Annotated in this window: 12 protein-coding genes; 6 read left to right on the forward strand and 6 right to left on the reverse strand. The window is 72.6% G+C overall.

Translation table 11 applies throughout. The features are described 5' to 3' along the window. Positions 1 to 250 precede the first annotated feature (250 nt). Positions 251 to 1,903, forward strand: coding sequence for a cellulose binding domain-containing protein (locus tag ABZX85_RS40295; RefSeq protein WP_355880752.1), 1,653 nt, complete (start codon positions 251 to 253; stop codon positions 1,901 to 1,903). 26 nt (positions 1,904 to 1,929) lie between these two features. Here the strand turns inward: ABZX85_RS40295 and ABZX85_RS40300 are convergent, their stop codons facing one another. Both ABZX85_RS40300 and ABZX85_RS40305 read right to left on the reverse strand, forming a co-directional pair. Then, the gene (locus ABZX85_RS40300; RefSeq protein ID WP_355880755.1) at positions 1,930 to 2,490 is read right to left on the reverse strand and encodes a DinB family protein; all 561 of its coding nucleotides are present in this window, start codon (positions 2,488 to 2,490) and stop codon (positions 1,930 to 1,932) included. Positions 2,491 to 2,547: 57 nt separating this feature from the next. Continuing rightward, a complete protein-coding gene (locus ABZX85_RS40305) occupies positions 2,548 to 3,141 on the reverse strand; it encodes a CGNR zinc finger domain-containing protein (protein WP_355880758.1) in 594 nt (197 codons plus the stop codon). Positions 3,142 to 3,252: 111 nt separating this feature from the next. Between ABZX85_RS40305 and ABZX85_RS40310 the strand changes: the two genes are divergently transcribed. After that, positions 3,253 to 4,008 (forward strand): MBL fold metallo-hydrolase, encoded by a 756-nt coding sequence (locus tag ABZX85_RS40310; protein ID WP_355880761.1) that lies wholly within the window; start codon positions 3,253 to 3,255, stop codon positions 4,006 to 4,008. 138 nt (positions 4,009 to 4,146) lie between these two features. Then, positions 4,147 to 4,797: a hypothetical protein gene (locus ABZX85_RS40315; protein ID WP_355880763.1), complete on the forward strand. Its 651-nt coding sequence runs from the start codon at positions 4,147 to 4,149 to the stop codon at positions 4,795 to 4,797. On the opposite strand, the gene uppS is transcribed toward ABZX85_RS40315, so the two are convergent. Then, positions 4,730 to 6,409 (reverse strand): polyprenyl diphosphate synthase, encoded by a 1,680-nt coding sequence (uppS, locus tag ABZX85_RS40320; RefSeq protein WP_355880766.1) that lies wholly within the window; start codon positions 6,407 to 6,409, stop codon positions 4,730 to 4,732. The two genes, ABZX85_RS40315 and uppS, sit on opposite strands and share 68 nt — an antisense overlap. A 207-nt stretch (positions 6,410 to 6,616) precedes the next feature. Between uppS and ABZX85_RS40325 the strand changes: the two genes are divergently transcribed. After that, entirely contained in the window at positions 6,617 to 9,409 is a 2,793-nt protein-coding gene (locus ABZX85_RS40325; RefSeq protein WP_355880956.1) for a glycosyl hydrolase 115 family protein, read from the forward strand. Between the two features lie 98 nt (positions 9,410 to 9,507). Beyond that, the gene (locus ABZX85_RS40330; protein ID WP_355880768.1) at positions 9,508 to 10,443 is read left to right on the forward strand and encodes a GNAT family N-acetyltransferase; all 936 of its coding nucleotides are present in this window, start codon (positions 9,508 to 9,510) and stop codon (positions 10,441 to 10,443) included. 165 nt (positions 10,444 to 10,608) lie between these two features. Here the strand turns inward: ABZX85_RS40330 and ABZX85_RS40335 are convergent, their stop codons facing one another. Beyond that, the gene (locus tag ABZX85_RS40335) at positions 10,609 to 11,871 is read right to left on the reverse strand and encodes a DUF3533 domain-containing protein (RefSeq protein ID WP_355880771.1); all 1,263 of its coding nucleotides are present in this window, start codon (positions 11,869 to 11,871) and stop codon (positions 10,609 to 10,611) included. A gap of 63 nt (positions 11,872 to 11,934) precedes the next feature. Here ABZX85_RS40335 and ABZX85_RS40340 point away from each other — a divergent pair, with 63 nt between their 5' ends. Further along, positions 11,935 to 12,504, forward strand: a complete 570-nt coding sequence (locus tag ABZX85_RS40340) for a helix-turn-helix domain-containing protein (RefSeq protein WP_355880774.1) — start codon at positions 11,935 to 11,937, stop codon at positions 12,502 to 12,504. Positions 12,505 to 12,526: 22 nt separating this feature from the next. Here ABZX85_RS40340 and ABZX85_RS40345 read toward each other — a convergent pair whose 3' ends face one another. Both ABZX85_RS40345 and ABZX85_RS40350 read right to left on the reverse strand, forming a co-directional pair. Continuing rightward, positions 12,527 to 13,006, reverse strand: coding sequence for an SRPBCC family protein (locus ABZX85_RS40345; protein ID WP_355880777.1), 480 nt, complete (start codon positions 13,004 to 13,006; stop codon positions 12,527 to 12,529). Between the two features lie 66 nt (positions 13,007 to 13,072). Next, entirely contained in the window at positions 13,073 to 14,383 is a 1,311-nt protein-coding gene (locus ABZX85_RS40350; RefSeq protein ID WP_355880959.1) for an NAD(P)/FAD-dependent oxidoreductase, read from the reverse strand. Positions 14,384 to 14,505 lie beyond the last annotated feature (122 nt).

A 14,505-nucleotide genomic window follows, 5' to 3' on the forward strand; every position in this document is an offset into this window, starting at 1 on the left:
CCGGGGAGCGGTCCCTGGCGACGGCGGCCCGGGCGGCTCTCCGTCGAGCCGACCGAACGGTTGTCTCAGCTCTTCATCGTAGGGACCCGGACCGGTCGGCGCCCCCGATATCCCGGGCCCGCCGAAACATTCGGAACCCTTTCCGAAAGTTGGCCGGAATTGCGCGGACGCACCGCATTGCCGTCCCCGTGGCGCGTTCCTATGGTGGGAGCGCTCCCACCTCGTCTCTGGAATCCCTTCAGGAGGTGTCATGCGCTTCTCCCGCTTACGCCGCCACAGCCCCGGGCTGCTGGTGGCGACCGCGCTCGCCGGGGTCGCGGCCCTGGTCGGCACGACCGTGCACCAGGCGCGGCCCGCCGAGGCCGTGACGGCCGTCGGCGTCGAGGACGACGGCCTGGACTGCCCGGTCGCCGCGACGCCGACGGCCTCGAAGTCCCTGCTCCCCGATCCGTTCACCCGGATCGACGGCACCCGGGTCGCCGCAGCGGCCGACTGGCGGTGCCGTCGCGCGGAGATCAGGGAGCTGGCGGAACGAACGGTGTACGGGCAGAAGCCGCCCAGACCGGCCTCCGTCACCGGGTCGGTCACATCGAGCCGGATCACCGTGAACGTCGGCGACCAGGGCCGCAGCGCGAGCTTCTCCGCCGGCGTCGAACTCCCCAGCGGCACCGGCCCGTTCCCGGCGGTCGTCGTGTACGGCGGGTTCGGCGCGGACACCGCGACCATCAAGGCGTCCGGCGTGGCCGTCATCAGCTACGACCCCTACGCGGTGGGTGCGGAGAACACGCCGCGCACCAACAAGCAGGGCGCCTTCTACACCCTCTACGGCTCCTCCAGCAGCACCGGGCTCCTGATGGCCTGGGCGTGGGGCGTGAGCCGGATCATCGACGTCGTCGAGCAGTCGGGGGGCTCGGTGCTGAAGGCCGACGCGACTGGCGTGACCGGCTGTTCGCGGTTCGGGAAGGGCGCGTTCGTCGCCGGGGCGTTCGACCAGCGGATCGCGCTGACGATGCCGATCGAGTCGGGGACGGCCGGGGTGCCGATCTGGCGGGGTGTCCCCGGGGAGAGTGGGTCGGAGCCGCTGACCAACGCGTACAACGGGCAGCCGTGGTTCGGGGACGCCTTCGCCCCGTACGTCGGCAATCCGACCGGGCTGCCGGTGGACACCCACGAGATCGTCGGGATGGTCGCGCCCCGGGGGCTGTTCGTCATGGACAACCCGCACATCGACTGGCTCGGCGCGCGGTCCGGCAGCGTCGGGGCGCTCGGCGGCGCCGAGGTGTACAAGGCGCTGGGCGCGGGCGGGAACATCAGTTACTGGTCGGACGTCCAGGACGGGACGCACTGCGCGTCGCGGGCGGAGTGGCGGGCGCCGCTCCAGCAGAACCTGGCGAAGTTCCTGTCGGGGACGGGAAGTTCGTCCGGGGTGTTCCGGATCGCGGCGAACAAGGCGGGGAACCTCGGGCAGTGGCGTGACTGGCAGACGCCGGTTCTGACGGGCGGGGGCGGGACGACGTCGGGGACGACGTCCGGCACCACCACCGGCACCACTTCCGGTACCAGTACCGGCACCACCACCGGAGGTACGACCGGCGGCGGTGATCCCGGCGCCGTCTGCACCGCCACGCACCGCACGGTCAACTCCTGGCAGGGCGGCTACCAAGGCGAGGTGACCGTCACCAACAGCGGTTCGGGCACGCTGAACAGCTGGACCGTCATCCTGCCCCTCCCCGCCGGGCAGACCGTCAGCAGCCTCTGGAGCGGCCAGAACACCGGCACGACCGGCACCGTCACGGTCCGCAACGCGTCCTGGAACGGAACGCTCGGTGCGGGTGCCAGTACCACGTTCGGCTTCACCGTGACCGGCGGGACGACCGCGCCCACCGGCCTGACCTGCGCCTGAGTAATCCGCGGACGGGTGGGAGACCGCTACTGCCCCACCCGTCCGTCGATCCGCTCCCGCAGCAGATCCGCGTGCCCGCAGTGCCGGGCGTACTCCTCGATGCGGTGGACCATCAGCTCCCGGATCGCGACGCCGTCCTTCCCCACCCGCTGCCCGAGATCCGGGAACGCGGCCAACTCGGCGTCCAGCGCGGCCTGTTCGCGCTCCAGGTCGGCGTACGCGGCGTCCACGACGGCCTGGTCGCCGACGGCGTCGTCGAAGTCGGCGTCGCGCTTTCCGTACAGCTTGGGGAGCGGTTCGCCGTCCGTGATCCAGTTGCGCCAGTCGCGCTCGGCCTCGGCGAGGTGCCGCAGGAGGCCGAGGAGGGACATCGTGGAGGGCGGGACCGAGCGGGTGGCGAGCTGCTCGGGGGTGAGGCCGTCGCACTTCATGCGCAGGGTGAGGCGGTAGCCCGAGAGGAAGTCCAGGAGGGTGGGGAGTTCGCCGTCGGGACCGGGGCCGTCGTTGTCCCGGGGGTCGTCGGCCGGGTCGACCCACATGTCGGGGTGGACGGTCGCCTGGGTCCAGCGTTCGGGGCTGTCGTTCATGGGGCCATGCTCGGGCGCGGGCCTCCTTGAGCGCCAACGGATTTCCCCCGCCGGCGCTCAGTCGGCGGCGGGCCGGGTGCGGCGGGCGTAGGCGCGGGCGGCGCGGGCGCGGTCGCCGCAGCGGGTGGAGCACCAGTGGCGGCGGCCGTTGCGCAGGAGGTAGCGGTTGCAGGGGGTGGAGGCGCAGGCGGTGAGGCGTTCGGCGGCGGGTGCGGTGAGGAGGTCGGCGGCGTCGGCGGCGAGGGCCGCGAGGGCGTGGTCGACGAGGGCGGTGGTGGGGTGGGGGGTGCTGCGGTAGGGGCCGGTCTTCTCGTCCCACTGGAGGAGGGGGGCGGTGGGGACGCGGGTCATCGCGTCGTTGACGGCGGCGAGGGCGACCGGGAGTGCGGGCAGGGCGGCGACACGGGAGGCGAAGAGGGCCCTGATCTGCTCGCGCAGGGCCCGGAGTTGGGCCGCGCACATCTCGCCGAGCGCGGCGTCGGCGGGGGCGAGGCCGCGTTCGATCAGCCAGTGGCTCGCCGTCGCCGGGGTGCCGAGCAGGTCGATGAAGTGCCCGCCGGGCAGGGCCATCGCGGTGTTCGCGAGGGCGAGGGAGGGGTGGCGGTCCTCCCCCGGCGCGGGCTGCGTCACGTTCTCTTCCACGGTGGTCATGGTACGACGCCCTCCCTTCCCTGATTCTCACGGAACTCCTTGCTTCCATCCGTGAGACGCACTTACGATCCTCTCACGGTTGACGACGAAACATCCGTGAGGAGATTCACCGTGACGTTCCCTGTCCGCACCCTCGGCGGCCCGACCGCCTTCTTCGAGTACGGCGGTCTGCGCTTCCTGACCGACCCGACGTTCGACGCCCCCGGCTCGTACCCGGTGCCGGGCGGCAGCCTGACCAAGACGGCCCCCTCCGCCGCCGCCCCGGCCGACCTGGGCCCCGTCGACGTCGTGCTCCTCTCGCACGACGAACACCCCGACAACCTGGACACCTCCGGCCGGGCCCTCCTCGCGGACGTCCCGCTCACCCTCACCACCCCCGGCGGCGCGGAGCGGCTCGGCGGCAACGCGAGGGGCCTCGCCGACTGGGAGCAGGTGGAGCTGGACCGCCCGGACGGCGGCACGCTGACCGTCACCGGCGTCCCGGCGGTCCACGGCCCCGGCGAGCGTGCGGATGTCGAGCCGTTCGCCGGTCAGGTCGTCGGTTTCGTCCTCACCGGCGAGGGTCTGCCGACGGTCTACGTCAGCGGCGACAACGCCTCCCTGGACGCGGTCCGCGAGACGGCCGGCCGCTTCGCCCCCGTCGACACGGCCGTCCTGTTCGCGGGCGCGCCCCGGGTCCCCCGGCTGTTCGACGGCGCGCTCCTCGTCCTCGACAGCGCGCGGGCCGTCGAGGCGACCCGGCTGCTGGACGCGCGGCGTGTCGTGCCCGTGCACTACGACAGCTGGGCCCATTTCACGGAGGGGCGCGCGGAGTTGGTGGCCGCGTTCACGGACGCCGGGCTGCTGGAGCGGCTCGATCTGGGCTGAGTCCGGCCCGGCGGGGCCGTCCCACGATCGGGTGGTCCGGGCCGCTCCTTCGGACGGTCGACGGCCGTCCTGGCACGCGGGCCCCGATGATCCTCCCGGGCCGTGCGGTGCGGTCCTGGACGGAACAGGCGGGTACGGATGGACACTTCACGTCGTTCGATGCTGGGGGCGGTCATGGCGGCCCCGTTCCTGGCGCAGTTGACGGGCGCGCCGGACGCGGTCGCCGCGGACGGTTCGCTGGGGACGGTCTCGCAGGCGTCGGCGGAGATCCGGTGGACGCCGCTCGGGCAGGCGCTGCTGGACCGGTTCGGGGCGACGGTGTCGGCGGTGGCCCCGGCGGTGCTGGGCGCGGACGGGGCATCGGTCCGGTTCCCCGCCGGGTCCGGGGAGGGGAAGGGTGACCCTTCGCCGCTGAACCCGGCGAAGGCGCACGGCAACGGGCGGCTGGCCGGGGGCGTCGAGATCCGGACGCCGGAGGGCACGGTCCGGGTGACCGAGATGCAGGGGTTCCTCCAGGACGGGGTGGCCTGGGGCAGGTGCGTCGTCAACGGGCTGGACGTGGGGCACCGGGCGACGGTCCGGCCGGGGCTGGACGCGGGGGTGCTCCAGGCGGAGAGCGTGCCGCCGGGGAAGCCGATGAAGGTGAAGGTCACGGACGTCCCGCTGCGGCCGACGCCTGAGCTCCTGGAGACGCTCGCGACGACGTTCGCCACCGATGAGGTCACCCTCGACTCGGTGCTGGCGTGGGTGAGCGCGGAGGGGGTGTACACGCCGCCGAAGAAGGCGTGAGGGGTCGGCCGCCCGTGTCCTCCGCCGGAGAAGGCGCATCGGAGGCCGGGGGCCGGCCGCCGAAGCGGCGTTCGCGGGCCGTGTAGGCGCCGACGGCGTTCCTGAGCCGGGTGAGGTCGTAGTCCGGCCAGGGCGCCGGGTCGAAGACGAGTTCGGCGTACGCGAGGTGCCAGGGCAGGAAGTTGCTGATCCGCTGCTCGCCGGAGGTGCGGATCAGCAGGTCCACGTCGGGGAGTTCGGGGACGTAGAGGTGGCGGGCGAGGTCGGCGGGGCCGATGTCCTCGGCGCGGATCGTCCCGGTGCTCGCCTCGGCGGCCAACGCCCGTGCGGCTGCGGCGAGTTCCTCCCGGCCGCCGTAGTCCACGCAGAGGGTGAGGGTGAGGACGTCGTTGGCGTGGGTCAGGCTCTCGACGAGGGCGAGGGAGGAGGCGAGCGAGGTGTCGAGGCGGTCGCGGCGCCCGCACCAGCGGACCTGTACGCCGAGCGCGTGGAGATGGCGGGTGCTGCGGGAGATCTGGTCGGCGAGGGCGTCGAGGACGGCGGCGGTCTCCTCGCGTGAGCGGCTCCAGTTCTCGGTGGAGAAGGCGTAGACGCTGAGATGCCGGATGCCGAGCCGTAGCGCCGAGTTGACCAGCCGCAGCGCGGCGCGTGATCCGGCGTGGTGTCCGTGGAGCGCCGGTGCGCCGTGGGCCTCGGCCCAGCGCCGGTTGCCGTCCATGATCACCGCGATGTGTCCGGGGCGAGGTCCCGGCCAGGGCGGGCGGGGGCGGGCGTCGGCGGTGGGCTGTTCGAGGCCCTCGGTGAGGACGCGGGAGCGCAGGAGGGTGACCTCGTCGTAGTGGATCTGGACGCCGAGGAGGAGGGCGTGCAGGAACGCCTGGTACGGCTCGCCGACGGACCAGACGGCGGGGGTCGCCTCGGTCAGGAGGGTGTGCCAGTGGGCGAGTTGGAGGTCGACGAAGGCGTCCAGCGCCTCCCGGGACGCTCCCCCGCTCAAGTCGCCGGCCGTCAGCCCGAGTCTCCGCAGATCCTCCCGGGGCCAGTAGCAGCGCCCCGCCGCGAGGTCGTCGGGCAGATCCTCGAAGAGGTCCGCGACCTTGCACGCGTCGAACAGTGCCGACAGCAGCCCGGGCCCCTCGGGGCCGGTCGGCTCCAGCAGCGGCGCCCACAACTCCCCCACGACGCCGGTGATCCCGCGCAGATAGCGCCGCTGGTCCGCGAACGACTCGAACTCCGGGGGCGCCGCGCAGTCGGCGGTGACGGCCGCCAAGTGCTCCTCGACCAGGGCGGGTTCGAGTCCTCGCCGGTGCACGGTGTCGACCAGGGCCCGGCGCAGGGGGTGTCGGCTGCGGCCGGTGCCCAACTCGGCGAGCGTGTCGGCCCGCCAGCGGGCGAGCCGTTCCGCGCGCAGCTCCGGCGGGCCCTCGTCGGCGATCCGGTCCGTGCGCACGGTCCAGCCGTGGATCGCGTGCATCGCCGGGCGTACCTCGGCGGGCAGGACGCCGGTCGCCGTCCACAACGCGGGCAGCCGCGACCGGACTTCGGCCTCGCAGGCGTCGTACGACTCCCGCAGTCCGGGCGCGTCCCCCGATTCGGCTGCGCTCTCGGCCATCCCGCACCTCGCCTTTCTCCGACAGCCCTAACGATCTACGGCGTCATCGGTCGCTCCCCACCTCTGGACGGGCCTGCGGGGAGCCTCCTACAGTGCACAGCAAGCGCTTTCTTGACCTGTTCATGCCCTACTGGCCAGCTATGGATCGATCGGGAGTGCCTCGTGCCGGACGGACCCCTGTGGACCCGCAAGTCGTTCCTGCTGGGCATGGCGGCGGCCGGGGCGGCCCCGCTGCTCCCGGGCGTCGCCGAGGCGGCGCCCTCGGGCGGGCCGGACTTCCCGCTGGTCGCCGACGGCAGCGCCACCGACCTCTACGTGGACCCCGCCGAGGACCCCGCCGTCCTGCGCGCGGCCGGTGACCTCGCGGCCGACGTCGAACGCGTCAGCGGTGTCCGCCCCCGGCTCCTGCACACCCTTCCCGAGCGCGCCGCCCACCTGGTCGTCATCGCCACCGCCAAGGAACCGGGCCCCTGGGAAGCCTCCGTGACCCGGGTCGTCGACCGCCCCTTCCCGGGCGTGGACCGCGCCCTGACCATCACCGGCAGCGACCGGCGCGGCACGGTCTACGGGATCTACGACACCTCGGAGCGCATCGGCGTCTCCCCCTGGTACTGGTGGGCCGACGTGCCGGTCGTGCGCCGGGACACCGTCACCGTCCCGGCGCACACCTTCGAGCGGCGTGAGCCCGCCGTCCGCTACCGGGGTGTCTTCATCAACGACGAGCAGAACCTGACCACTTGGTCGCACCGCACGCAGGAGCCGGACAAGAACATCGGCCCCCGGACCTACGAGCGGATCTTCGAACTGCTGCTGCGCCTGAAGGCCAACTACCTGTGGCCCGCGATGCATCCGTACTCCGACTTCTTCAACAAGTACGCGGAGAACGCCCAGTTGGCGGACCGGTACGGCATCGTCGTCGGCTCCAGCCATCCGGAGGCCATGCTGCGCAACGGAGTCCACGAGTGGGACCCGTGGGCGGCGGAGCACCGGAACGCGGACGGCGGTCTGCCGGTGTACGACTACACCGTCAACCCGGCGGTGATCTCGGACTACTGGCGGGCCCGCGCCCGGCAGAACGCGCACTACGAGAGCAGCTGGACACTGGGGATGCGGGGGCTGCACGACAGCGCGCTGGAGACCCGCAACGCCACGACGATCCCGGAGAAGGTCGTGGTGATGAACGACATCATCGCCGACCAGCGCCGCATCCTCGCCGAGGAGGTCGGCGCCGGGGCCGAGCCGCAGATCTTCATCCCGTACAAGGAGGTCCTGGACCTCTACAACGCGGGCGTGCGGGTGCCGGACGACGTGACCCTGATCTGGCCGGACGACAACCACGGCAACATGCGCCAGCTCCCGGACGAGGCGGAGCGCGCCCGCGCGGGCGGCAACGGCATCTACTACCACCTGTCCTACTGGGGCCGCCCCCGCAGCTACCTGTGGCTGGACACCACCCAGCTCGCCAAGGTGTGGCAGGAGCTGCGCCGGGTCCACGAGCATCAGGTCGACCGGATGTGGATCTTCAACGTCGGAGACCTCAAGTCCATCGAGACCGGCCTGTCCTTCTGCCTCGACCTGGCCTGGGACGTCGACCGCGCGGGCCCCGAGGCGTTCCTCGCCGAGTGGTACGGCCGCCAGTTCGGCCGCCGCCACGCCGCCGAACTCACCGCGATCCGCACGGAGTTCTACCGGCTCGCAGCCGAGCGCCGGCCCGAGTTCATCGACCGGGACATCTTCTCGACCGTCCACCACGGCGACGAGGCGGGCCGCCGCACGGACGCGTACGCGGCTCTCCTGGAGCGGGTGCGCGCGCTCGGCGCCGGCCTTCCCGAGTCCTGCCGGGACGCCTACTTCGAACTCGTCGAGTACCCCGTCCACGGCGCCTGGCTGATGAACCTCAAGTACTACTGGGCCGACCGCAACGCCCTCGCCGTCCGCCAGGGGCGCGGCGCGGGCACGAACCGGTACGCGGACCTCGCCGAGGCCGCGCACGCCGACGAGCAGGCGGTCACCCGGCGCTACAACACCGAGATCGCGGGCGGCAAATGGGACGGCGTCGTCAACCCGTACCCGTCCCAGATCCCGAAGGCGCCGGGCCGTCCGGCGGTCACGCGGATCGCCCGCCAGGAGACCTCGGGGCTGGGTGTGGCCGCCGAGGGCAACGACGTGGGCACCGCCCGCCCGCTCTCCTTCTCCTGGACCGACCGGGGCCGGCGTTTCGTCGATGTCTTCAACACCGGTTTCCTGCCGCTGGAGTGGACGGCCCGCGCGAGCGAGCCGTGGGTCCGGCTGGACACGTCGGACGGCACGCTCACCGACCAGACCCGGGTCTGGGTCGACCTCGACTGGGCGCGCGTCCCGGAGGGCACCCACACCCCGACGGTCACCTTCACCGGCGCGGGCCGCAGCACCGAGGTGCCCCTCAGAGTCGTCAACTCCCCAGAACGCACCCAGGGGTTCGTCGAGGCCCACGGGTACGTGTCCATCGAGGCGGCCCACTACGACCGGCAGATCCCGCGCGGGGGCGCCCGCTGGCGGACCGTGCGCGGGCTGGGGCGTCATGCCGCCGCCGTGGAGGCCGTGCCCTCGACCGCCGCGTCGGTGACGGACGCGTTCGCCACCCGCTCGCCCGAGCTGCGCTACCGGGTCCACTTCACGTCGACCGGCACGTTCCCGGTGACCGTCTTCCGGCTGCCGTCCCTCGACGAGCGCGGCCGGCGGCGGCTGGCGGTCGCCCTGGACGACCAGGTTCCGGTGGTGCTGTCGGGGCAGGCCGTCGCGACCGGCAACCGGGGGGACGCGTGGGCGCGGAACGTGGAGGAGGGGGTGGAGAAGCTGACGGCGACGGTCGTCGTCGAGGCGCCGGGTGAGCATGTGCTGCGGCTGTTCATGGGCGATGCGGCGATCGCCGTGGACCAGATCGTCGTCGCGACGGCGGGGCCGGTCGCGGGGTATCTCGCACCGCCCGAGAGCGGGCGGCCGGGGGCCGGGCGGCGGTGAGGCGGCCGGCCGGCACTCGACGGGCAGCCGGGACATCGCTCTACGGCCAGCCGGTGAATCCGGTCGACAGCGCGGGGCGGATGGCTCAGGGTTCCCCCATGCCTTCCCCTGAACCTCCCCTCGTACCTCCCCTCCCGCCGCCCGGCCACCGGACCCGCCCGGCGACCCTCGCCGACGTCCCGGCGATCCACCGGCTGGTCGCCCTGTGCGAGGAGGACCTCCACGGTCACGCCTCCACCGGCGCGGACCGGATCGCCGCCGATCTCACCGTGCCGGGGCTGGAGCCCGCGTCCGACACGGTGCTGGTGCACGACGACGGCGGCGAGGCCGTCGGCTGGGGGTGGGTGAGGGGGCGGCGGGCGACGGTTCAGGTGCATCCCCGTCACCGGGGGCGGGGCCTCGGTGCGTGGCTGCTGGCCTGGGTGGAGGCGCGGGCCCGGGAGCGGGGCGGCGACCGGCTGGCCCAGACCCTCGCCGACAGCGATCACGCGGCGGTCTCCCTGCTCGTCTCCCGGGGGTACTCCCGGCTCGTCACCGAGTGGCTCCTGCACATCGCGACCCCGGTGGAGCCCGAGGTGCCCCGGCCCCCGGCGGGGGTCACGGTCCGGGCCTTCCGGCCGGGCGACGAGCAGGCGGCGTACCGGCTCACGGAGGACGCGTTCGACGAGTGGCAGCAGCGGCGCAAGAGCTACGCGGAGTGGGCCGGGCACACGGTCGGGCGGACGACGTTCGCGCCCGCCGCGTCGCCGGTCGCCTTCGCCGGGGACGAGATGGTCGGCGCGGTCCTGTCGCTGGACGTCCCGGGCGGTGAGGAGGGGTACGTCGAGCGGGTCGCGGTACGGCGGGACCAGCGCGGCCGGGGGATCGCCCGGGTCCTGCTCCTGGAGGCGTTCCGCGCCTTCCAGCGGCAGGGGAGGCCGGGCTGCACCCTGTGGACGCACTCCGACACGGGGGCGCTGTCGCTGTACGAGCACATCGGGATGACGGTCCGGCGCAGCTCCACGGTCTACAGCAGGACGCTGGGCGCGCGGTAGCCGTACGAGATGCGGACGGCCGGGGAGGCGCGGGAACCTGGGAGGGAGCACGTGGGTGGCACCCTCCGAGCGGGTCGTGCCTTGAGCGGCGCACGACCCCGGGCGGCGCCGGGGTAGCGGATTCCGGCGCCGTCCGTCCCTGTGCGGGGAGCGTCCCGGCCGGCGTCAGGCCGGGACCGGCTCCTCGGCCGGCTCGGTGGCCGGTGCCCGGTGGCTTCGGGTGAGGCCCTTGCGGTCGTAGGCGCGGGTGCCGAGCCAGCCGGCGGCGAGGCCCAGGACGAGGGCCACGAGCGAGGCGGTCACCGCGCGGCCGACGCCCGCGTCCCAGGTCGCTCCGTAGTACAGGATCGCGCGGGTGCCGACGTACACCTGGTGGACCGGTTCGAACTCGGCGAGGAAGCGGATGAACGGCGGGAGGGCCTCCAGCGGGGTGGTGCCGCCGGAGCTGGGGACCGCGAGGACGACGAACACCAGGAGGCTGATCACCATGCCGAGCCCGCCCAGCAGCGCGAGGATCGCCTGGGCGACCACGGCGACGGCGGCGATGACGAGGACGCCGAGCAGCCAGAGCTGCCAGGGGTGGTCGAGGGGCATGCCGAGCCAGGCGGCGATCCCGAGGTAGGCGGCGCTGACGACGACCGCGAGTCCGCCCATGACCGCCCACTTCAGGAGCAGCGTGGACAGCCGGCTGCGCCCGGAGCGCTCCGCCATGCGGTAGACCGGCCCCCACTCCAGGGGGATGAACCCGAGCTTCGCGTCGACGAGGTTGGCGACGATGACGGAGCCGGTGAATCCGGCGAGGACGAGCAGCAGGGCGTAGTAGAAGGCGGACAGCCCGTTGCCGGTGCCGTTCGGGACGGGCTCGTACGGGGTGGTGTGGACCTCCATCGGCGCGGCGAGGACGAGGCGGGCGGCGCCGGTCGACTTGGGGGCGGCGGTGAGGAGTTGGCCGCCGACGGTCTCGTTGGCGCTCGCGAGGGCCTTCGTGGCGTAGGAGTTGACGATGGAGACGCTGGAGGTGTTCGCCAGCGGGTTGGTGTAGACGGTGACTTGGGGACGGGTCACGTCGGTGCCGGGTCCGGCGAGGGCGCCCAGCTTCTGGCTGAGGTCGGCGGGCAGGACGATCGCGCCGTACAGCTCGCCCTTGCCCATCTCCTCGCGGACCTCGGCGAGGGTGAGGGTGCGCAGGTCGAACTTGTCGCCGTCGGTGTTCTTGCGCAGGCCCTCGGCGATCCGGGCGCCGGTGTCGCCCCGGTCGGCGTTGACGACGGCGACGGGGAAGCCGTCGAGATGGTCGGCGGAGTTGACCGTGCTGCCCAGGTAAAGGGCGGCGAGGGTCGCCATGATGACGGTGACGAGGACGGCGGGGGTCAGCCACAGCCAGGGTCCTGTCCTGGCGGCGTCCTTCGCGTCGTTGTCGTGCTCCACTGCACCGATCCCTTCGGGGTGACCATTTTGGTTACTGGGTGACCAGAATGGTAACTTCGGGCCATGAAGTCAAATGTGAAACCCACGAGCGAGGAGATCGACCGCGCACTGATCGACGTCGCGGCCTTCGTGTTCGCGCAGCACGGGTTCGCACAGGGGACGGTCCAGGCGATCGCGGACGCCTCCGGCTACTCGAAGGCCGCCGTGCTCAAGCGGTTCGGCTCCAAGGAGCGCATCCAGGACGCGGTCGTCGACCACGCCGAGCGGGCCGCCGAGACGCTCGCGGCCGTCGGCACCGCCGTGCCCGTCGGGCCGGAGCGGGACGCCGTGCTCGTCGAGGCGCTCGTCCGGATGATCGGCGAGCGGCCGGGCATGGGGGCGCTCGTCGTGGGGGCCTTCTGGCTGACGCGGGAGGCGGAGGTCATGGACCGGCTCTCGGTGGCGCAGCACACGCTGATGCGGGCGTTCGGGCCGGACGTCCACAGCGACGAGGAACGGCATGTGCGGGTGGTGGCCGCGATCGGCGCGGTGACGGCCACGATGATGGCGAACCGCGACGAGCAGTGGACCGACCGGACGGACGTCATCGTCGCGGCGGGCCTCGGAGCCCTCGGGCACCGCTCCGGTCGATAGCCGTCACGGACATCCACGCGGTCTACCGCCGGGTCCGTTGACGCCCTTCGGTGTACGACGCCAGGTTGGCCAGCGAGGAGGAGATGCCGGCCTCGTGGTCGGCCCCGCCGATGCCGGACGGCACACCGGTCGCGGTCACCGTCACCTCCGTGCCTCCGGGGGCGGGCGTCAGGTCCCAGGTCATCGTCATGGTGCCCGCGAACGCGGGGTCCTCGGAGTCGAACACGGCCTGCTGGACGACGCGTTCGGGCGGGGTGAGGGCGGTGAAGCCGACCTCGACGACATCGGTGCCGTCCGAGGTCTTGCCCGGAGCGCCGGTGGCGTCGAGGTAGGTGAGGGTCATCCGGAAGCCCCCGCCGGGCCGGGGGTCCCAGTGCTCGACACGTCCGCGCATACCGGCCGGCGGCAGCCACGCCTCCAGCGCCTCACGGTCCAGGAGCGCGGCGTAGACGGCGGTCGGGGGCGCCGCGATCACGCGGACGACTCGGTCGGTCCTCGGCATGGGGCGAGCCTAGACCGTGTCGGGGTGTGCGGCGCCCGGGAGTCCCGGCACCGGGCGCCGCCCCGCTCACGCGGTCCTGCGCAGCCCCAGCTCCGGTTCAAGGGTCAGGTAGAGCCCGGCGACGGCCAGTTCGGGCGACTCCGGCAGCTTCTCCTTGAACGTGTTGTGGTTGGAGATCGGCGCGGGTGAACCCCCGTCGTCGCCGCGGATCTTCGCGGACAGCGCCTGGTAGGCGCCCTCGGTGGTGACGTCGACGAGGTCCTCCGTCCCGGCGACGATGTTGAGGAACGCGTCGTGCAGGCGCAGCCCCTGCCGGCTCTCCCGGGTGAGGGCCTGGGCCTGGAAGAAGTGGCTCTCCTTGCCCCGATAGCTCTCGTAGAAGACGGAGACGAGGAGCAGGAGCCGTTCGTACGCCTGACGGTAGGCGGTCTGGAAGAAGGCCCGGCACTCGGCCTCCGGTATCTCCTCGCGCAGGATCGAGGAGATGGTGGCGGCGGCGAGCATGCCGCTGAAGGTGGCGAGGTGGACGCCGGTGGAGAGCAGGGGGTCGAGGAAGGCGGCGGCGTCGCCGATCAGGAAGTAGCCGGGGCCGGTGAAGGAGTCGGAGACGTAGGAGTAGTCGGTCTCGCTCTTGACCTCGGAGACGAGCCGCCCGGGTTTCGTGATGGCGGCGAGCTGCTCGCACCGTGCGATGGCGTCGTGGTAGACGGCGTCCCGGCCGCCGAGCCGGTCGAAGTCGGCCTTGTACTCCTTCTTGCCGGTGACCAGGCCGATGCTGAGCGTCCCGTCGTGCAGGGGAATCGCCCACAGCCAGCCGTTCTCGCGGCTGAACACGGCGATCGCCCCGTCGGGTCCGAGCCCGAGGTCCGGGGTGTCCTTCCAGTAGCCCCAGACGGCGAGGTTGCGGAACACGTCGTGGAACTTGCGTGAGGCGAGCTGCCGGTTGGCGAGCACGCCGTTGCGTCCGGAGGCGTCGACGACGAGATCGAAGGCGACCGTGCCGGACTCGCCCTCGCGGCTCCACGAGGCCGACGTGGCGCGGCCGTCGGTGAAGTGGACCTCCTTGACGGTGACACCCTCGTGGACGTCGACGCCCTCGGAGCGGGCGTGGTCGAGGAGGATCTTGTCGAACTCGGACCGGATCACCTGCCAGCTGTGGTTGTCCTCGCCGGGGAGGTGGCTGAAGGGGAGATCCCACTCCTCGTCGCCCCAGGCGTAGTAGGAGCCGTTCTTGCGCATGAAGCCGTGCTGCTCGACCTTGTCCTTCACTCCGATGATCTCCATGGCCCGGAAGCAGGAAATGGAGAGGGATTCACCGATGTGATAGCGCGGGAAGTCGCTCCGGCCGGACCTCCTCCGATAACCAGAACCTGACAGTCACGGATCTCTTTGTTGCCGCTCCCAGTCATGCCGCTTTCCTTTCCGGTGACTGGGCGAAAGAACCGGAACTGCCGAAAACAGAAACGTCGCCGCAACCGACGTGACCCCCGAATGTCCGA

The sequence above is a fragment of the Streptomyces sp. NPDC004539 genome, from assembly GCF_040610055.1.
Lineage (GTDB): Bacteria > Actinomycetota > Actinomycetes > Streptomycetales > Streptomycetaceae > Streptomyces.